At 66.2% G+C, this 19,385-nt stretch carries 20 protein-coding genes; 15 read left to right on the top strand and 5 right to left on the bottom strand.

Going from position 1 to position 19,385, the window contains the following annotated elements; genetic code table 11:
- Positions 1-109: 109 nt before the first annotated feature.
- Positions 110-1,654, bottom strand: a complete 1,545-nt coding sequence (locus AC1DKV_RS08875) for a YifB family Mg chelatase-like AAA ATPase (RefSeq protein WP_441649710.1) — start codon at positions 1,652-1,654, stop codon at positions 110-112.
- 129 nt (positions 1,655-1,783) lie between these two features.
- Complete coding sequence (locus AC1DKV_RS08870; protein WP_441613771.1) at positions 1,784-2,047, bottom strand: accessory factor UbiK family protein; 264 nt, start codon at positions 2,045-2,047, stop codon at positions 1,784-1,786.
- Between the two features lie 374 nt (positions 2,048-2,421).
- Between AC1DKV_RS08870 and AC1DKV_RS08865 the strand changes: the two genes are divergently transcribed.
- From AC1DKV_RS08865 to mnmH, 11 genes are all read left to right on the top strand, one after another.
- Positions 2,422-3,222, top strand: coding sequence for a TorF family putative porin (locus AC1DKV_RS08865; protein ID WP_441613770.1), 801 nt, complete (start codon positions 2,422-2,424; stop codon positions 3,220-3,222).
- A 64-nt stretch (positions 3,223-3,286) separates the two neighbouring features.
- On the top strand, positions 3,287-3,625 hold the full coding sequence (locus AC1DKV_RS08860) for a P-II family nitrogen regulator (RefSeq protein WP_006159494.1): 339 nt from the start codon (positions 3,287-3,289) through the stop codon (positions 3,623-3,625).
- A gap of 30 nt (positions 3,626-3,655) precedes the next feature.
- Complete coding sequence (locus AC1DKV_RS08855) at positions 3,656-5,191, top strand: ammonium transporter (RefSeq protein WP_441613769.1); 1,536 nt, start codon at positions 3,656-3,658, stop codon at positions 5,189-5,191.
- A gap of 541 nt (positions 5,192-5,732) precedes the next feature.
- Positions 5,733-7,028 carry a glutamate--cysteine ligase gene (gene gshA / locus AC1DKV_RS08850; RefSeq protein ID WP_441613768.1) on the top strand — a complete coding sequence of 432 codons (1,296 nt, stop codon included), beginning with the start codon at positions 5,733-5,735 and terminating at the stop codon, positions 7,026-7,028.
- A 75-nt stretch (positions 7,029-7,103) separates the two neighbouring features.
- Positions 7,104-8,057: a glutathione synthase gene (gene gshB / locus AC1DKV_RS08845; RefSeq protein ID WP_441613767.1), complete on the top strand. Its 954-nt coding sequence runs from the start codon at positions 7,104-7,106 to the stop codon at positions 8,055-8,057.
- A gap of 80 nt (positions 8,058-8,137) precedes the next feature.
- Positions 8,138-8,593 (top strand): PTS sugar transporter subunit IIA, encoded by a 456-nt coding sequence (locus AC1DKV_RS08840; RefSeq protein WP_441613766.1) that lies wholly within the window; start codon positions 8,138-8,140, stop codon positions 8,591-8,593.
- Positions 8,562-8,831: an HPr family phosphocarrier protein gene (locus AC1DKV_RS08835; RefSeq protein ID WP_035861002.1), complete on the top strand. Its 270-nt coding sequence runs from the start codon at positions 8,562-8,564 to the stop codon at positions 8,829-8,831. The genes AC1DKV_RS08840 and AC1DKV_RS08835 overlap by 32 nt, the downstream gene beginning before the upstream one ends.
- A gap of 136 nt (positions 8,832-8,967) precedes the next feature.
- Positions 8,968-10,734, top strand: a complete 1,767-nt coding sequence (ptsP, locus tag AC1DKV_RS08830) for a phosphoenolpyruvate--protein phosphotransferase (RefSeq protein WP_441613765.1) — start codon at positions 8,968-8,970, stop codon at positions 10,732-10,734.
- 245 nt (positions 10,735-10,979) lie between these two features.
- Positions 10,980-11,276, top strand: coding sequence for a (2Fe-2S)-binding protein (locus tag AC1DKV_RS08825; RefSeq protein WP_441649709.1), 297 nt, complete (start codon positions 10,980-10,982; stop codon positions 11,274-11,276).
- Between the two features lie 111 nt (positions 11,277-11,387).
- On the top strand, positions 11,388-11,867 hold the full coding sequence (gene bfr, locus AC1DKV_RS08820; protein ID WP_441613763.1) for a bacterioferritin: 480 nt from the start codon (positions 11,388-11,390) through the stop codon (positions 11,865-11,867).
- Positions 11,868-12,135: 268 nt separating this feature from the next.
- Positions 12,136-13,248, top strand: coding sequence for a tRNA 2-selenouridine(34) synthase MnmH (mnmH, locus tag AC1DKV_RS08815; RefSeq protein ID WP_441649708.1), 1,113 nt, complete (start codon positions 12,136-12,138; stop codon positions 13,246-13,248).
- Between the two features lie 55 nt (positions 13,249-13,303).
- Here mnmH and AC1DKV_RS08810 read toward each other — a convergent pair whose 3' ends face one another.
- The 3 genes from AC1DKV_RS08810 to gpmA all read right to left on the bottom strand — a co-directional run bounded on the left by AC1DKV_RS08810 (position 13,304) and on the right by gpmA (position 16,627).
- Positions 13,304-14,074, bottom strand: a complete 771-nt coding sequence (locus AC1DKV_RS08810; protein ID WP_441649707.1) for a HesA/MoeB/ThiF family protein — start codon at positions 14,072-14,074, stop codon at positions 13,304-13,306.
- A 51-nt stretch (positions 14,075-14,125) separates the two neighbouring features.
- On the bottom strand, positions 14,126-15,718 hold the full coding sequence (locus AC1DKV_RS08805; RefSeq protein WP_441649706.1) for a S41 family peptidase: 1,593 nt from the start codon (positions 15,716-15,718) through the stop codon (positions 14,126-14,128).
- A gap of 162 nt (positions 15,719-15,880) precedes the next feature.
- Complete coding sequence (gene gpmA / locus AC1DKV_RS08800; RefSeq protein WP_477137593.1) at positions 15,881-16,627, bottom strand: 2,3-diphosphoglycerate-dependent phosphoglycerate mutase; 747 nt, start codon at positions 16,625-16,627, stop codon at positions 15,881-15,883.
- Positions 16,628-16,764: 137 nt separating this feature from the next.
- Between gpmA and AC1DKV_RS08795 the strand changes: the two genes are divergently transcribed.
- From AC1DKV_RS08795 to AC1DKV_RS08780, 4 genes are all read left to right on the top strand, one after another.
- Positions 16,765-17,178 carry a rhodanese-like domain-containing protein gene (locus tag AC1DKV_RS08795; RefSeq protein ID WP_441613758.1) on the top strand — a complete coding sequence of 138 codons (414 nt, stop codon included), beginning with the start codon at positions 16,765-16,767 and terminating at the stop codon, positions 17,176-17,178.
- A 100-nt stretch (positions 17,179-17,278) separates the two neighbouring features.
- Complete coding sequence (grxC, locus tag AC1DKV_RS08790) at positions 17,279-17,536, top strand: glutaredoxin 3 (RefSeq protein ID WP_441613757.1); 258 nt, start codon at positions 17,279-17,281, stop codon at positions 17,534-17,536.
- A gap of 163 nt (positions 17,537-17,699) precedes the next feature.
- On the top strand, positions 17,700-18,218 hold the full coding sequence (gene secB / locus AC1DKV_RS08785; RefSeq protein WP_441613756.1) for a protein-export chaperone SecB: 519 nt from the start codon (positions 17,700-17,702) through the stop codon (positions 18,216-18,218).
- A gap of 133 nt (positions 18,219-18,351) precedes the next feature.
- Positions 18,352-19,368 carry an NAD(P)H-dependent glycerol-3-phosphate dehydrogenase gene (locus AC1DKV_RS08780; RefSeq protein WP_441649705.1) on the top strand — a complete coding sequence of 339 codons (1,017 nt, stop codon included), beginning with the start codon at positions 18,352-18,354 and terminating at the stop codon, positions 19,366-19,368.
- Positions 19,369-19,385: the final 17 nt, after the last annotated feature.

Genomic DNA, 19,385 nt, shown 5'->3' with positions numbered 1-19,385 from the left:
CTTTTGCTGGCCTTCGTGTAAATGAAAATCAAGCGGCGAATATCGTAAGCTCGCGCCGACCGCGCGAGTACCTCTCTCCCGTGCCAGTTCCCAGTCTTTCACGATGCAATCACGGCGTGCGCAAAGCACGCCGGTACTGGATCGCCTCGCCCACATGGCCGGGCTGCAATAGCTCGGCGCCTTCCAGGTCCGCCAACGTGCGGGCGATCTTCAGGACCCGGAAATACGCGCGCGCCGACCAGGCCAGCTTGGTCATGGCGCCGCGCAGCATCGCCTGCGCTTCGGGCGCGAGCGGGCAATGCTCGTCGATCTCGCGGCCTGCCAGGGCGGCGTTGGGTTTGCCCTGGCGCGCCTGCTGGCGGGCGCGCGCCGCCAGTACGCGCTCGCGCACCTCGGCGCTGGGCTCGCCGGGCGGGCCATCGAGCATTTCCTGCTGGTCCTGGGCGGGCACTTCGATCTGCAGGTCGATGCGGTCGAGCAGCGGGCCGGAGAGCCGGGACTGGTAGCGCAGCACCTGGTCGGGCGTGCAGCGGCAAGGCCGGGACGGATGGCCGAGGTAGCCGCAGGGGCAGGGGTTCATGGCCGCGACAAACTGGAAGCGGGCCGGGAAATCGGACTGGCGGGCGGCGCGCGAGATGGTGACGCGGCCTGACTCCAGCGGCTCGCGCAGGACTTCGAGCACCTTGCGGTCGAATTCGGGGAGTTCGTCCAGAAACAGCACGCCGTGATGGGCGAGCGAGATTTCACCGGGGCGGGGATTACCGCCGCCGCCGACCAGCGCCGCCGCCGAGGCGGTGTGGTGCGGCGCGCGGTAGGGCCGCTCGCGCCAGCGGGCGGGGTGGAAGCCGGCGGCGGTGAGGCTTTGCACCGCGGCGGATTCCAGCGCTTCTTCCAGTGTCATGGGCGGCAGCAGGCCGGGAAAGCGCTGCGCCAGCATGGATTTGCCGGTGCCCGGCGGCCCGATCAGGAGCGCCGAATGCTGTCCGGCGGCGGCGATCTCCATGGCGCGGCGCGCCTGCGCCTGGCCGCGGACGTCGCGCATGTCGGGGCGGGCGGGCTCGGCGCCGCCGACAGCCAGCAGCGGTTCGGCGCGCGGCAGCCGGCCCTCGGGGAGCGGGCCAAGGTGAGCGCAGACTTCCAGCAGGGAGCGCGCCGCATAGACGGTGACCCCGTCGATCAGGGCAGCTTCCGGCCCGTTCTCGGCTGCCACCACGAAGGTGCGCGGCGGCCCGGCATCGCTGGCCTGCCGCAGCGCATTGTCGCGCTGCAGGCTCATCGCCATGGCCAGTGCGCCGCGCACCGGGCGCAGATCGCCGGACAGCGACAACTCGCCGGCGAACTCGCTGGCATCCAGCCCGTCCAGCGGGATCTGGCCGCTCGCGGCCAGGATGCCCAGGGCGATGGGCAGGTCGAAGCGTCCGGATTCCTTCGGCAGGTCGGCCGGGGCCAGGTTGACGGTAATGCGCCGGTTCGGGAATTCGAAGCGGCTGTTGATGATGGCCGCGCGGACCCGCTCGCGGCTTTCACGGACCTCGGTGTCGGCCAGGCCGACGATGCTGCAGGCAGGCAGGCCGTTGGCGAGGTGAACCTCGACCGACACCAGCGGCGCCTCGAGTCCGGTCAGCGCCCGGCTGCGCAGCAGGGCGAGGCTCATCGTTGCTCCGCAAACTTCAAGGAAGTGTTAACGAAAATGGCCGCCGGAGTGCGGCGGCCATGATGGCGGACAAGACGCTTGCCCGGCGTCATCGGCGACCCGGGGCGGATGCGCGGCGCGCCAAGCGCTTCAGCCGGCAGCCGGCTTGTCGGAGCCGCCGGCGGCGCGACGCTCCAGCTCGAGCACGCGGGCTTCCAGTTCTTCCAGGCGCGCGCGGGTACGGGCCAGCACCTGCGACTGCACGTCGAATTCCTCGCGCGTGACCAGGTCCAGCTTGGAGAAGCCCTGGGTCATCATGCTGCGCACGTTTTTCTCGATGTCCTTGGCGGGCGAGTTGCGCAAGGCTTCGCTGACCTTGGCCTGGAAATCGTTGAACAGGTCGGTCGGTTTCATGGTGATTCTCCTTTTGCACCGCCTTGGTGCGGATGATGGGTGGGCGGATTTCGCGTGCTGCATCACGGTGCACCCGGCCGGAACGCGGGCAAACGCGGTGCGTGCACGGCACCTGCCGCCGGCTTGGGCCGATTATCGCGCTTCATGCGCCGCCGGGAAAGCGCCGGCGAGGCCTGGTAACACCTTTTAACGTGCCGCCGGCCGCTCAGCGGGCTTTCCAATGACGCAGGGGAGAGGTCCTTTCTTCACAAAAATACGGTTCCTGCATGGCGGCAGACCTGGCACGGCAGTTGCAGTAATGAATCCGGGAGCCTTGTTTCACTATCGAATCCAAACACACGAGTACCGAGCCAGAGGAAAAGGAGAAGAAATCCATGAAGAAGTTGGCCCTTGCAGTCAGTGCCAGTGCAGTTGTGCTTTGCGGCCTCAGCTCCGCAGCTTTTGCCCAGAGCGCATCCGACGCCGCGGCGGCTCCTGCCGCCGCGGCCGAGGCCTCGCCGCATACGTTCACGGCCAATGTGACCCTGGCTACCGAATATCGCTATCGCGGCCTGATGCAGACCAATCACCGCCCCGCCATCCAGGGTGGCTTCGACTACTCGCATTCGAGTGGCTTCTACATCGGTAACTGGAACTCGAACATCAGCTGGCTCAGCGACAGCAACTCGCAGGTCTCGGCGCCGATCGAGATGGACTTCTACGGCGGTTTCAAGAACACCGTCACGATCGCCGGGCTGGAATGGAACTACGACGCCGGCGTGCTGCAGTACTACTACCCGGGCGACTACCCGGCCGGCTTCACGCGCCCGTACACCACGGAACTGTACGTCGGCGCGGGCTACGGCCCGGTGTTCCTGAAGTATTCGCAGTCGCTGACCAACCTGTTCGGCTTTGCCGACAGCAAGTACAGCTACTACGTGGACCTGACGGCCAACGTGCCGCTGAACTTCTGGGACCTGACGGTGAACGCGCACGTCGGCTACCAGAACGTGAAGCACATCAACAGCGCCTCGTACACGGACTGGAAGATCGGCCTGACCAAGGACCTGGGCAAGGGCTTCGCGCTGGCGGTCGCCTATATCGACACCAACGCGCACAACTCGGTCTATACCAATACGTCCGGTCGCTATGTCGGCCGCGCCACGGCCTGGGCTTCGATCACCAAGACTTTCTAAACCAGCATGAGGTAGAGCGGGCGCCGGGCGGATACCGGGCCGACCCGCTCAGAGGAGAAATCGGATGAAACTGATCATCGCTGTCATCAAGCCGTTCAAGCTCGACGAGGTGCGCGAAGCGCTCTCGGACGTCGGGGTGTCCGGCATCACCGTGACCGAAGTCAAGGGCTTCGGCCGCCAGAAGGGCCATACCGAGCTGTACCGGGGCGCGGAGTACATCGTGGACTTCCTGCCCAAGGTGAAGATCGAAGTGGCCGTCCCGGACGACGTGGTCGACCGGGCCATCGAGGCGATCGAAAAATCGGCGCGCACTGGCAAGATCGGCGACGGCAAGATCTTTGTTGCCCCGATCGAGCAGGTCATCCGCATCCGCACCGGCGAGACCGGCGGCGATGCGCTGTGACGCACAGCCCAACGACAAGAGGTTAATCACATGAAATCCTGGATCAAGCGCATCCTGAGCACCGGCGCCCTGGCGCTGGCCCTGGGCACGGCCGGCATCGGCGTGGCCACCCACGCCGTGGCGCAGGACAAGCCCGCCGCGGAAGCCTCGGCTCCGGCTGCCGCCGCGGCCCCGGCAGCGGCTCCGGCCGCCGCGGCGCCTGCAGCGGCTGCTCCCGCGGCAGAGGCAGCGGCTCCCGCCGCCGCCCCGGCACCCGTGCCGAACAAGGGCGACACCGCCTGGCTGCTGGTATCGACTGCCTTCGTCATCCTGATGACGCTGCCCGGCCTGGCCCTGTTCTACGGCGGCCTGGTCCGCTCGAAGAACATGCTGTCGGTGCTGATGCAGTGCCTGGTGATCTTCTCGCTGGTGTCGCTGCTGTGGGCCATCTACGGCTATAGCTTCGCCTTCACCGAGGGCAACGCGTTCTTCGGCGGCACCGACAGGCTCTTCATGAAGGGCCTGAACGTAGACGCCGTGGCAGCGACCTTCAGCAAGGGCGTGGTGGTGCCGGAGCTGGCCTACTTCGCCTTCCAGTGCGCCTTCGCGGCAATCACCTGCGGGCTGATCATCGGTGCCTTCGCCGAGCGCGCCAAGTTCTCGGCCGTGCTGGTGTTCGTGGTGCTGTGGTTCACCTTCTCGTACATCCCGATGGCCCACATGGTCTGGTTCTGGCCCGGTCCGGACGGCTTCACCGACGCGGCAGCCGCGACGGCTGCCACCGCCAAGTCCGGCTGGCTGTTCCAGAAGGGCGCGCTGGACTTCGCCGGCGGTACCGTGGTGCACATCAATGCGGCCGTGGCCGGCCTGGTGGGTGCCTTCATGTTCGGCAAGCGTATCGGCTTCGGCCGCGAGGCGCTCCGTCCGCACAGCCTGACCTTCACCATGGTGGGCGCTTCGCTGCTGTGGTTCGGCTGGTTCGGCTTCAACGCCGGCTCGGCGCTGGAAGCCAACGGCTCGGCTGCGCTGGCCTTCGTCAACACGCTGCTGGCGACCTGCGCGGCAGTGCTGTCCTGGACCTTCGGCGAGTGGATCAGCAAGGGCAAGCCGTCGATGCTGGGCGGTGCCTCGGGTGCCGTGGCCGGCCTGGTGGCGATCACCCCGGCGGCCGGCTTCGTCGGCCCGATGGGTTCGATCGTGATCGGTATCGCCGCTGGCCTGCTGTGCCTGTGGGGCGTGACCGGCCTGAAGAAGCTGCTGGGCATGGATGACTCGCTGGACGTGTTCGGCGTGCATGGCGTGGGCGGCATCCTGGGCGCGCTGCTGACCGGTGTGTTCGCATCCCCGAGCCTGGGCGGCACGGGCATCTATGACTACGTGGCCAACAAGGTGGCCGACGATTACTCGATCGCCGGCCAGGTTTGGATCCAGTTCGAAGGCGTGCTGACCACCATCGTGTGGTCCGGCGTGGTGGCCTTCGTCGCCTACAAGCTGGTGGATATGCTGATCGGCCTGCGGGTGCCGGAAGAAGAAGAGCGCGAGGGTCTGGACATCACCTCGCACGGCGAGACCGCGTATGAAGCCTGATCGCAGAGGAGTTGTGCTGGAGAGCTGATTGGGAATCTTCTCTCAGGAGTTTCGCCCGGCCTTGTGCCGGGCTTTTTTCGTTGTGATGCCGGTATCGTGATGGCATCTGCGACGAAATAGCCTGCATCGTTCGGCACCGGCGCGCCGCGGCGCCTTGGGCACACTGCCGGCATGGACTTTTCGCCAGGTGCTTAAATCCGATCTTAAAAAGCTTCAATTGTTTTAGGAGGGCAGCGCACATACAGTGCGAGTGAGGCAGTTTCCTCCACCTGCAGAACGCTCCCCGTATCTGTCAGGCCATTTGAAAGCGCGACACTGTCGCGCTTTTTTTTTGCCTCGCCGGCCGCCGCGCCTGGCCCGGGCGCCGATTTGCGCATGTCGCCGGGGCGCCTGCCAGGCGCCCCTTTTAATCCACGCCGGCATCCCCATATCCTTCTTCCTCTAGCCGGCGCTCGCATATGCTTATTCTGGTAGCGCCAGCAGCCAATTGGCCGTTCCTCTACAATCTGGGCGAACGATAAAGACGATCAATAGGATGTATATGGTCCCGCATCTCATCACCGCGCTGAACGGTCCGCTGCTCGAGCTGGAAAAAAAGATCCTGGACGCGACGCCGTCCATCGAGCGCTGGTTCAGGCTGGAATGGCAGGAACATACGCCTCCGTTCTACTGCTCGGTCGATCTGCGCAATGCCGGCTTCAAGCTCGCGCCGGTCGACACCAACCTGTTCCCGGGCGGTTTCAACAACCTAGCGCCTGAAATGCTGCCGCTGGCGGTGCAGGCGGCCATGGCCGCGATCGAGAAGATCTGTCCGGATGCCAAGAACCTGCTGCTGATCCCCGAGCGTCACACGCGCAACATGTTCTATCTGCAGAACGTGGCGCGCCTGTCGCTGATCATGCGCCAGGCCGGACTCAATGTCCGGCTGGGCTCGCTGTCCGAGGACATCACCGAACCCACCCCGATCGATCTGCCCGACGGCCAGACGCTGGTGGTCGAGCCGCTGGCGCGGCTGGGCGCGCGCGGACGCCGCCTGGGGCTGAAGGATTTCGATCCCTGTTCGATCCTGCTCAACAACGATCTCTCGGCCGGCATCCCGCCGATCCTGGAGAACATCAACGAGCAGTACCTGCTGCCGCCGCTGCACGCGGGCTGGTCGACGCGGCGCAAGACCAGCCACTTCGCCGCCTACGACGAGGTGGCCAAGAAGTTCGCCAAGCTGATCGACATCGATCCCTGGATGGTCAATCCGTATTTCGCCAAGTGCTCGGGCATCGATTTCCACGAGCGCGTGGGCGAGGACGCGCTGGCCGACTCGGTCGAGGCGGTGCTCAAGAAGATCGCCAAGAAATATCGCGAGTACGGCATCAAGGAAACGCCTTATGTGGTCGTCAAGGCCGATGCCGGCACCTATGGCATGGGTATCATGACCGTGCGCGATCCGGCCGAGGTCAAGGGGCTGAACCGCAAGGAACGCAACAAGATGAGCGTCGTCAAGGAAGGCCTCGAGGTCAACGACGTCATCATCCAGGAAGGCGTGCACACCTTCGAGAAGGTCAACGAGGCGGTGGCCGAGCCGGTGGTGTACATGATCGACCGCTATGTGGTCGGCGGCTTCTACCGCGTCCATACCGGCCGCGGCAACGACGAGAACCTGAATGCGCCGGGCATGCACTTCGTGCCGCTGGCGTTTGCGCCGAACGGCATTCCGGACAGTCATGCCAAGCCTGGCGCGGCGGTGCCGAACCGGTTCTATATGTACGGCGTGGTGGCGCGGCTGGCCTTGCTGGCTGCCTCACTGGAACTCGAGAAGACCGACCCCAATCCGATTCTGTGAGGCGGCGCTGCCGTGTGGCAGCGCCTTGACGTGCCGCGCGCTGCGCGCGGCCCCTGCGATCCGGGACGAGCCAACATGCGCATTCTGTTTATTACCGACCCGCTGGACACCTTCAAGACCTACAAGGACTCCACCTACGCCATGATGGTGGAGGCGGCCGAGCGCGGCCACGAGCTGTTTGCCTGCCTGCAGTCGCAGCTCTCGCTGTCGGCGCACCGGGTCGAGGCCGTGGTGCGCCCGCTGCAGCTGACCGGCGATGCGCATGACTGGTATCGCGCCGGCGAGCCCGCCCTGCATCCGCTGACGGGCTTCGACGCCGTCCTGATGCGCAAGGACCCGCCGTTCGACATGGAATACGTGACCAGCACCTGGCTGCTGGAGCTGGCCGAGTCGCATGGCGCCAATGTGTTCAACAAGCCGCAGGCGGTGCGCGACTTTTCCGAGAAGCTGGCGATCGCGAAGTATCCCCAGTTCACCACGCCTACCCTGGTCACGCGCGATGCCGACCGCATCCGCGAGTTCCACGCCGAGCACCGCGACGTCATCCTCAAGCCGCTCGACGGCATGGGCGGCATGGGGATCTTCCGGGTCGGCGCGGATGGCCTCAACCTCGGTTCCATCATCGAGACGCTGGGCGAGAACGGCGCGCGCACGCTGATGGCGCAACGCTATATCCCCGAGATCAAGGACGGCGACAAGCGCATCCTGCTGATCGGCGGCAAGCCGGTGCCATACTCGCTGGCGCGCATCCCCAAGGATGGCGAAGTGCGCGGCAACCTGGCCGCGGGCGGCACGGGGCGGGCGCAGCCGCTTTCGCAGCGGGACCGCGAGATCGCCGAGGCGCTGGCGCCGGGCCTGTGGGAGCGCGGCCTGCTGCTGGTCGGGCTGGACGCGATCGGCGACTACCTCACCGAAGTCAATGTGACGAGTCCGACCTGTTTCCAGGAAATCACGCAGCAGACCGGCTTCCAGGTGGCCGCCATGTTCATCGACGCGCTGGAGCAGGCGGTACAGGCCCGCGCGGGCTAAGCCGGTGCGAAGTCAGCCGCGGCTGACTTCGCCGGCTGGAGTGCCTGCTACAATCGCGTCAATCCAACGGATTCACCACCATGGCAGGCATTCTGATCATCGCGCACGCCCCGCTGGCTTCGGCATTGCGCGACTGCGCCGCCCACGTCTACTGTGGCCAGCCGCAACGGCTCGAAGCGATCGACGTCACGCCGGACGCCGAGCCGGCCGCCGTGCTGGCCGAAGCCCGGCGCCGTCTCGCCGAGATCTGCGAAGAGAACGGTGCGCTGGTGCTGACCGATATCTTTGGCGCGACGCCGGCCAATATCGCGGCCCGGCTCGCCGAGCCGGGCCGCGTCAAGGTACTCGCCGGCGTCAACCTTCCCATGCTGGTGCGCGCCATCTGCTACCGTACCGAGAAGCTCGACCAGCTCGCCCTCAAGGCCCTGGCCGGCGGCTCGCAGGGGGTATTGCAGGTAGGCTCCACCACTGTCCAGAACCAGATCGCTAATCATCCCGACAAATATGCTGCAGAGGGACACCAACATCATCAATAAGCTCGGGCTGCACGCCCGCGCATCCGCCAAGCTGACGCAATTGGCCGGCAACTTCGTGAGTCAGGTCAAGATGTCGCGCAACGGCCGGCAGGTCGACGCCAAGAGCATCATGGGCGTGATGATGCTGGCCGCCGGCATTGGCTCGACCGTGACCATCGAGACCGACGGTCCCGACGAGCAGGAGGCGATGGACGCGCTGCTGGCGCTGATCGCCAACCGCTTCGGCGAGGGAGAATAAGGGCCGGCCCAGGATGAGTGCGGCGGCACCGTCCGCCATGGCGCGCCCGGCCGGGGCCGCCTTGCCGCATCCTGCGACGGCTCTCGAGGCTGCTGGCCACGGCCAGACTTCTTAAACGTTCCTGACGGAGCGGTACATGCCATTTGCCCTGCACGGCATCCCGGTCTCGCGCGGCGTCGCCATCGGCCGCGCGCATTTGCTCGCGCCTGCCGCGCTCGATGTCTCCCATTACCTGGTCGATGAAGACCGGCTCGACGACGAGGTCGAGCGCCTGCGCTCCGCGCGCGCGGTGGTGCGGGCCGAACTGGCCGCGCTCAAGCGCGACCTGCCGCGCGAGGCGCCGGAGGAAATGGGCGCCTTCCTCGACGTGCACGCGATGATCCTCGACGACGAGGCGCTTGCGCGCGAACCCGAGGCGCTGATCCGCAACCGCCGCTACAACGCCGAATGGGCGCTGACCACGCGGCTCGAAGAACTGATGCGGCAGTTCGACGAAATCGAAGACGAATACCTGCGCGAGCGCAAGGCGGACATCCGCCAGGTGGTCGAGCGCCTTCTCAAGGTGCTGGCCGGCGCGGCGATGCTGGCGCCGGCCCCGGCGCCGCCTTCCACGCTCGCCCCCGACGGCGAGCCCGCGCCGGGCGTGATCGTGGTCGCGCACGATATCTCGCCGGCCGACATGCTGCAGTTCCGCCATACCGTGTTCCATGGCTTCGTGACCGACCTGGGCGGGCGCACCTCGCACACCGCCATCGTGGCGCGCAGCCTGGACATCCCCGCCGCCGTGGGCGTGCAGAGCGCGAGCGAGCTGATCCGCCAGGACGACTGGGTGATCATCGACGGCGACGCCGGCCTGGTGATCGTCGACCCGTCGGCCATCATCCTCGAGGAATACCGCCACCGCCAGAGCGAGCGGGCCCTGGAGAAGAAGCGCCTGCAGCGCCTGCGCCATACGCCGGCGGTGACGCTGGACGGGCTCGAGATCGACCTGCTGGCCAATATCGAGATGGCGGAAGACGCCAGCGCGGCGCTCACTGCCGGTGCCGTCGGGGTGGGGCTGTTCCGTTCGGAATTCCTCTTTATGAACCGGCGCGGCGAACTGCCCGACGAGGAGGAGCAGTTCCATGCCTACCGCGGCGCCGTGGATGCCATGCACGGCCTGCCGGTCACCATCCGCACCATCGATATCGGCGCCGACAAGCCCCTGGACGGACGCGACGGGCGGGGCGACGATTTCGAGACCGCGCTGAATCCCGCCCTGGGCTTGCGCGCGATCCGCTGGTCGCTGTCGGAACCGGCGATGTTCCTGACCCAGCTGCGGGCGTTGTTGCGTGCCTCGGCCTTCGGGCCGGTGCGCCTGCTGATCCCGATGCTGGCGCACGCGCGCGAGATCGACCAGACCCTGGACCTGATCGCCCAGGCCAAGCGCCAGCTCGACGCGCGCGGCCAGGCTTTCGACCCGAACATCAAGGTCGGGGCCATGATCGAGATTCCGGCAGCCGTGCTGATGCTGCCGCTGTTCCTGCGCCGCATGGATTTCCTCTCGATCGGCACCAACGACCTGATCCAGTACACGCTGGCCATCGACCGTGCCGACAACGCCGTGGCGCATCTGTACGACCCGCTGCACCCGGCGGTGCTGCAGCTGATTGCCCGCACCATCCGCGAGGCCAACCGCGCCGGCGTGCCCGTGGCGGTGTGCGGCGAGATGGCGGGCGACCCCGCCATGACCCGGCTGCTGCTGGGCATGGGGCTGCGCGAATTCTCCATGCATCCTTCGCAGCTGCTGCGGGTCAAGCAGGAAGTCCTGCATGCCGACTGCCAGCGGCTGGAGCGGCTGGTGGAGCAGGTCCTGTGTGCCTACGAGCCGGAGGAACTGGCCTGCGCGCTGAAGCAGCTGTGACGGCTCGGACAACCCTGATGTGGTTGGGGTTTTTGCCTCGGATCCGGCACCGTGATTGGGGGTAATCCGTCACTTTTCGGCGGGAGTGTGACGACCCCCGCATGCCGGAAACTGGTGCAAAGTGGCGCTCTCCTGGCATGTACCCTTTGTGCCTTAATGGGAATTGTTATCATTTTCGATCTCTGATATTCTGGCGTACATCGAGGGTGACATGCCGGTGTCACCCCTGCCCCAAGGAGGCATTTGTGTACGTTTGCATCTGCAATCAGGTTACCGACCGAGAAATCCATGGAGCCGCCCATCTTGGCGTGCAAACGCTGGAAGAGCTGGCTGAAACGCTGGGTGTTGGCACCTGCTGCGGCCGCTGCCGCGAATGCGCCCACCAGGTCCTGTGCGAAGGCGTGGCGGCGGTGCGCAACGTAACGGTCGCCACCATCCATGTGGTGGACATTTCCTCCTGTTCGTCCTCTGGTCCGCGTGCCATAATGGACACTCGGGACCCGGCAGTCGCGAACGACCAGCAAACTGAGCTGGTTGCCTGAACTCGCCCGCAATTTTTAGATTGCGGCGCGTTTTCCCATTTCCAGACTGCACGCGGCGCACCTTGCGCCGCTTCGCGTTTTTGCGGGGGCCCGATGCAACAGGAGCCTCCAATGAAAGGTGACAAGAAGGTCATCCAACACCTGAACGCGCAGCTGAAGAACGAGCTGACCGCGATCAACCAGTATTTCCTGCATGCCCGCATGTATCGCCACTGGGGCTTGAAGAAGCTCGGCGACGTGGAATACAAGGAATCCATCGGCGAGATGAAGCACGCGGATCGCCTGATCGACCGCATCCTGATGCTCGACGGACTGCCCAACCTGCAAGACCTGCACAAGCTGCTGCTGGGTGAAGACACCCCGGAAATGCTCAAGTGCGACCTGAAGCTGGAGCAAGCCGCGCACACCACGGTCAAGGAAGGCGTCGCATATTGCGAATCGGTGGGCGACTATGTCAGCCGCGACATCCTGGTCGATATCCTGACCGACACCGAAGAGCATATCGAGTACCTGGAAACGCAGCTCGACCTGATCGACAAGGTTGGCCTGCCCAACTATCTGCAGTCGCAGATGGAGCCGGGCGAGCAGTAAGCCGCCCAGCAGTCGGCCGCACGTTCGCAAGAACCTGGTGGCCGCACACGCGCGGTGCCGTCCGGTGCTGCCGCTCTTGCCTGCATTCTGGTAGTAACCCTTATCATTCGGATTTAGATTCCCATTCGAGGCGGTTTTCGCACGCGGTCGCCGGTACCTTGCATGCCTGTGCCTTGCGCGTGCGTACAATCGAATCGAACGACAAATCGAACGACAAATCCTCCCCCGCACGCCGTCTCTCTCTTTCACTTGAAGGCTCTGGTTCGCGATGCGCGCAGATACGGCTGATCTCAGGCGGCTCTTTCTCTCCGGCGCGCCGTTGCTGGATGTCCGCGCGCCGGCCGAATTCGCGCGAGGCGCCTTTCCCGATGCCGTCAACCTGCCGCTGATGGATGACGCCGAGCGGCATCAGGTGGGCCTGTGCTTCAGGGAGCAAGGGCAGGCCGCCGCGCTTGCGCTGGGGCACCGCCTGGTGTCGGGCGAGATCCGCGCCGCGCGCGTCGCCGCCTGGGCGGGTTTTGCCCGCGCCCACCCGGATGGCTACCTGTACTGCTTTCGCGGCGGATTGCGCTCGCAGATCGTGCAGCAGTGGCTGAACGACGATGCCGGCATTGCCTGTCCGCGCGTGGCCGGCGGCTTCAAGGCGATGCGCACCTTCCTGATCGAGACCCTCGATGCGGCCGCGGCGAACTGCGGCCTGCTGATGCTTGGCGGCCTCGCCGGCAGCGGCAAGACCGAACTGATCGCGGATCTGGTCGCCGGGGAGGGCGCCGCCATCGATCTGGAAGGGCATGCCCGGCATCGTGGATCGAGCTTCGGCCGGCGGGCCGTGGCGCAGCCCACGCAGATCGATTTCGAGAATGGCATGGCGATCGATCTGTTGCGCCGCCGTGCGGCCGGGCACCCGGCCCTGGTGGTGGAAGACGAAGGGCGTTATATCGGCAGGCGCACCTTGCCGCTGCCTTTCTATCTCGCCATGCAGGCGGCCCCGTTGGTCTGGCTGGAGGAGCCATTCGAGGCGCGCGTGAGCCGGGTGCTCGACGACTATGTGCTCGGCCTGTCCGGCGAGTTCATGGCGGCATTTGGCGGGCAGGCCGGGTTCGCGGCCTACGCCGCGCGCCTGCGCGAGGCCATGGCAGCGATTGCCGGGCGCCTTGGCGGGGTACGCTACGCGAGGCTGTCGGCATTGCTGGATCAGGCACTGGCGCGCCAGGAGGGCAGCGGAGAAACCGACATGCACCGGGCCTGGATCGCCGTGCTGCTAAGCCAGTACTACGACCCGATGTATGCCTACCAGCGCGAGCAGCGCGAGGCCAGGATCGTGTTCCGCGGCGCGCGCCCGGCCGTGCTGGCCTACCTGCGCGAACACACGCGCGCCTGAAACGGTGGCGCAAGCCTGTTGCGTCGGCCCTTGACGGGAGGCATCGGGATCGGCATCAGGCGCCTGGGTGGCCATCATGGCCGCCACCGCAGACCTCGCAGTCCGGCGCGCGGCCGAGCCGCATGGTAGTCCATTCCATGCCGAGCGCATCGACCATCAGCAGGCGCCCGGCGAGGCTGGTGCCAACCCCCATCAGGAGCTTGAGCGCTTCGGCCGCCTGCACGGTGCCGACCATGCCCACCAGCGGCGCGAATACGCCCATGGTGGCGCAGGCGACTTCCTGCGCGGGCTGCGACGGGGGAAACAGGCAGGCGTAGCACGGTGCGTCCGGCTGGCGGTGGTCGAACACGCTGACCTGCCCGTCGAAGCGCAGCGCCGCCCCCGAAACCAGCGGCACGCGGTGCTGCACGCAGGCGCGATTGACCGCCTGGCGCGTGGCGAAATTGTCGCAGCAGTCGAGTACCACGTCGGCATCGGCGACCAGTTGCGCCAGCTGATCGGGGCCCACGCGCGCGGCAACCAGCCGTACGTCGAGGTCCGGGTTGATGCGCAGCATGCCTTCGCGCGCGGACTCCACCTTGGGCCGGCCGACGTTGGCGGTGGTGTGGATCACCTGGCGCTGCAGGTTGGTGAGGTCTACCACGTCGTCGTCGACCACCGTGATGGTGCCGACCCCGGCCGATGCGAGGTAGGGCAGTGCGGCCGCGCCCAGCCCGCCGGCGCCGATCACCAGCGCACGGCCGGCCAGCAGGCGGCCTTGACCTTCAATGCCGAGTTCGTCGAGCAGGATATGCCGCGAGTAGCGCAGCAGTTGATCGTCGTTCATGCGGTGCCATGCAAAAGCGGCCCCGCAGGGCCGCCTTTATTCGAGAGGAGTTCAGGGAGCCTTGCCGGTCGGCGTGCCCAGCGGCGTTCCCATCGGGGCGCTTGCCGGTGGTGCGCTTGCCGGGGTCTTGCCGGCCGGGGCGGCGGGCTTGGCCGGGCTTGCGCTCTTGGCGGGCTTGGCCGGCTTGTCCGAGGTCGCGACGGCTTCGAGCTTGGACTTGGAGCGCTTGACCGGCTGGCCTTCGAGCTGCGCGATGGCCTGTTGCAGCATGAAGTCATCCGCCGAGCCGAACTCGATGGGCTTCTTCTTGCGTTCCTTCTCGCGCTCTTCCGGTGTCTTCTTGGCGTTCTCTTCCTCGAGCCGGCGCAGCTCTTCCACGCGTCGCTGCTCGCGCTCGTTCATCTCCGGCTCTTCCGATTCCTGCTTGTTGTGCAGGTGGCGCTCGGTGTCGATCTCGCGCGTGATCAGCGCGTCGTCGGGATCGCCCTCGGGATTCTGGTCGACCGGGATGTCCGGGCGGATGCCCTTGGCCTGGATCGACTTGCCGGTCGGCGTGTAGTAGTAAGCGATGGTCAGCTTGATGCCGGTCTCGTTGGTCAGCGGGCGCACGGTCTGCACCGAGCCCTTGCCGAAGGTGGTCTTGCCCATGATCAGCGCGCGCTTGTGATCCTGCAGCGCACCGGCCACGATCTCCGACGCCGAGGCCGAGTAGGCGTTGGTCAGCACCACCATGGGGATCTTCTTGTACAGCGCCGGCAGGCTCTTGAGCGGGTCATCCTCGATCGACGACAGCCGGTAGTTGTTGAAGGTCGTCTTGTAGACGCGCTTGGCGTCCGGCACCTGGCCGTTGGTCGAGACTACGGTCACGTCGTCGGGCAGGAAGGCCGCGGCCACGCCCACGGCGCCCTGCAGCACGCCGCCGCCGTTGTTGCGCAGGTCGAGGATCACGCCCTTGAGGTTGGGATTCTTCTTGGCCAGATCATCGAGCTTCTTGCCCAGGTCGGCCACGGTCCGTTCCTGGAAGCTGGTCAGGCGCACCCAGGCGAGGCGGTCGTTGTCGATCAGCTTGGCCTTGACCGACTGCACGCGGATCTCGGCACGCGTGATCGAGACCGGGAAGGTGCGTTCGTCGCTCTTGCGGTAGATGGTCAGCGTGACCTTGGTGCCCGGCTCGCCGCGCATGCGCTTGACCGCCTGTTCCAGCGGCAGGCCGCGCACGGGCTTGTCGTCGATGCGGGTGATCAGGTCGCCGGGCTGGATGCCGGCGCGGAAGGCGGGGGTGTCCTCGATCGGGTTGATCACCTTGACCAGCCCTTCTTCCTGCGAGATCTCGATGCCGAGGCCGGCGAAGCGGCCGCGCGTGCCTTCCTGCAGTTCCTTGAAATCCTTCTCGTCCAGGTAGGCCGAATGCGGGTCGAGGCTGGCGACCATGCCCTTGATGGCTTCGGTCAGCAGCTTCTTGTCGTCGACCGGCTCTACGTACTCGCGCTTGATCTGGCCGAAGATGTCCGCCATCAGGCGCAACTGCTCCAGCGGCAGCGGCCCGGACGAATTCTGCGCCGTGGCCGAGAGCTGCAGCGTGGCCAGCACGCCGGCAACGAGTCCGGCAGAAACAAGACTGATGTTCTTGAGCGTCTTACGCATGAGGGCTGCCTGAACGTGTGAGGATTATGCTATGTCGGAGCCGGCCTGGTGCGTCACACCGGCCGGTTTTGTCCGACAGTATAAGAGGGAGCGGAAAAAAAGGTCTGTTCCGCTGCCGGCAACGGCCGGGCGGCACGCGGAGGCGCGCGCCCGGCCCTTGCCTCAGCGTGCCTTGCCCTGGTTGGCCACGGCGGCCAGCGAGGCGGCGAGCGCTTCCTGGTCGCCCAGGTAGTAATGACGCAGCGGGCGCAGCTCGGCGTCCAGCTCGTACACGAGCGGGGTGCCATTGGGGATATTGATGCCAACGATGTCGTCATCCGAGATCTGGTCCAGGTACTTCACCAGCGCGCGAATGCTGTTGCCATGGGCGGCTATCACCACGCGCTTCCCCGATTTGATGTCGGGTGCGATGGATTTGTTCCATAGCGGCAGCACGCGGGCCACCGTATCCTTGAGGCATTCGGTGAGCGGGATCTCGTTGCGCGGCACGCTGGCGTAGCGCGGGTCGTCGTACGCGACGCGCGGATCGTCCTGTTCCAGCGCCGGCGGCGGGGTGTCGTAGCTGCGGCGCCATACCAGAACCTGCTCGTCGCCGAACTTGGCCGCGGTTTCCGCCTTGTTGAGGCCGGACAGCGCGCCATAGTGCCGCTCGTTCAGGCGCCATTCGTTCCGCACCGGGATCCACATCTGGTCCATTTCGTCCTGCACGTGCCACAGCGTGCGGATGGCGCGCTTGAGGACCGAGGTATAGGCTACGTCGAAGGCGAAGCCCGCCTCGCGCAGCAGCTTGCCGCCCAGCTTGGCCTGGGCCACGCCGGTGTCGGTCAGGTCGACGTCGACCCAGCCGGTGAAGCGGTTTTCGAGATTCCAGGTGGATTCGCCGTGGCGAATGAGAACGAGTTTGTACATGCTGCTTCCAAAGCGTGAGAAACCTGTGCGCGCCGTGCCACTTGCGCCTTCATGTGTCAAGTAGGAGACAATGGCGGTCGCGGGCGCTAAACCGTCTATTTTATAATGCCGCCGACTCAACCCACCGGAATGCCAACGTGAATTTCTTCGCCGACTACAACAACCTTGCCTTGATCGCCATTGCCGTGGTGTCGGGCGGCCTGCTGGCCTGGCCCGCCATCTCGCGCGGCACCTCCGGCAAATCCGTCAATCCGGCCAGCGCCACGCAGATGATCAACAAGCGCAATGCGGTGGTCGTGGATATCCGGGAAGCCACCGAATATGCCAAGGGGCACCTGCCGCAGGCCAAGAGTGCGCCACTTGCCGACCTGGCCAACCGCGCCGCCGGCCTTGCAAAGGACAAGTCCGTCCCCATCATCGTCGTGTGCCAGACTGGCCAGCGTTCGGGCAAGGGGCAAGCAGTCCTGAAGGAAGCCGGTTACAGTGAGATCTATTCGCTCGAAGGCGGCCTGGCCGCGTGGCAGCAAGCCGGCTTGCCGGTGGTCAAGTAAAACGCGCGCCGGGCGCAGCAAAGGGCGCGGCAGCGTACCTGACCGGCCACCTGCCGGCCGCCCCGAGCCAAGCCAAAGCCAAGTTTCAAAGGAGAACCGCATGGCCCGCGTTGTGATGTACAGCACGGTAGTTTGTCCGTATTGCCAGATGGCCGAGCGCCTTCTGAAGGCCAAGGGCGTGGATGCGATCGAGAAGATCCTGATCGACCGCGAGCCCGGACGGCGCGAAGAAATGATGAGCCGCACAGGGCGCCGCACGGTGCCGCAGATCTATATCGACGAAACCCACGTGGGCGGTTTCGACGATCTCTCCGCACTCGACCGCCAGGGCGGATTGACGCCGCTGCTGGCGGCCTGAGGCAAATTCCTAGCCGCGACGCGGGTGAATTCGCCACCCGCGTCATGTACCATATGCGTTTTCCAACCGGGTGCCTGCCCGGGTCGCCAGCCTGGGCCATTGCCGCCCGCAGCGCTTGCGGCCTGGGTATCTGGCGTCCAATGCCCATTCCCGGAAGCCTTTCATGAGCGACGAGCAAAACAATCAGCAGGAAGACCAGCCGTTCTTCAATATCCAGCGTGTGTACCTGAAGGACATGTCGCTCGAACAGCCGAATTCGCCCGGCATCTTCCTCGAGACGGAAGCCCCGGCCGTGGAAGTGCAGGTGAACGTGGGCGCCTCGCAACTGCAGGAAGGCATCTTCGAAGTGGTGGTGACGGGTACCGTGACCACCAAGGTGCAGGACAAGGTCGCCTTCCTGGTCGAAGCGCACCAGGCCGGCATCTTCGATATCCGCAACGTGCCGGTGGAGCAGCTCGACCCGCTGCTGGGCATTGCGTGCCCGACCATCCTCTACCCGTATCTGCGCGGCAATATCGCCGACGTGATCACGCGCGCCGGTTTCCAGGCCATCCACCTGTCGGAAATCAATTTCCAGGCACTGTACGAGCAACGCCTGCAGGCTGCGATGCAGGAAGCCGAAGCCGCCCAGGGCGGCAACAGCGGCATCGTGATGCCCGACGGCAGCCAGGCCCGCCACTGATCCACGGATCCTGGCGCGGTATGCAGTAAAGACGGGGCCACGTGCCCCGTTTTGTCATTCCGGCCCGCCCATGTGCGACGCAAGCGGCCGGCGGCCGAGCGTCCAGGCCACCAAACGAGCGAGGCAAACCGTCATGAAAATCACTGTCTTCGGAGCCGGCGCCTGGGGCACCGCGCTGGCCAGCCATGCCGCCGCGGCCCACGAGGTGGTGCTGTGGGGGCGCGATGCCGCCGAGCTGGCGGCGATCGGCGCCGCCGGTGTCAACGCCACCTACCTGCCTGGCGTGGCGCTTTCGGAAAAGCTCGCCTTCGAGGCCGATTTCGAGCGGGCCGCGGCGCACGTCGATGCCGATCCCGATGGCCTCGTGATCGTGGCCACGCCGGTCTCCGGCTTGCGCGAGATGACACGCCGGCTGGCCACGCGCAGCAACGGCGGCCTGCGCATGCTGTGGCTGTGCAAGGGCTTCGAAGCCGGCACCAACGCCCTCCCGCATCAGATGGTGCGGGAGGAGCTGGATGCCGCCGGCCGCCTCGACGAAACCTTGTACGGCGTGCTGACCGGACCGAGCTTTGCCCGGGAGGTGGCGCTCGGACTGCCATGCGCGCTGACTGTCGCGGGCACGTCGCCGGTGCTGTCCGAGCTGGCGCAGCAGGGCTTTCATCATCATGCGATGCGCATCTACGGCAGCGATGACCTGGTCGGCGCCGAGGTGGGTGGGGCGGTGAAGAACGTGCTGGCGATCGCCACCGGCGCCAGCGACGGGCTCGGGCTGGGCCTGAACGCGCGCGCCGCGCTGGTGACGCGCGGCCTGGCCGAGATGACGCGCCTCGGGATGGCGCTGGGCGGACGGGTCGAGACCTTCATGGGCCTGGCCGGCATGGGCGATCTGATCCTGACCGCTACCGGCGACCTCTCGCGCAACCGCAAGGTCGGCCAGCAGCTGGCCGAAGGCAAGACGCTCGCACAGATCCTGGCCGACCTGGGCCATGTGGCCGAAGGCGTGCGCTGCGCCCAGGCGGTGGCGGCGCTGGCCGCGGCACAGGGTGTCGAGATGCCGATCACGCGCGCGGTCTGCGCCGTGCTGTTCGAAGGCCTGCCTGTCGCCGATGCGGTGGCGCGCCTGCTGCAACGCGATGCCCGGGACGAGTGAGCGCACGAGTGAGCGCG

The sequence above is a fragment of the Cupriavidus sp. 05T41 genome, from assembly GCF_056396525.1.
This window is presented reverse-complemented; position numbering and strand designations above follow the sequence as displayed.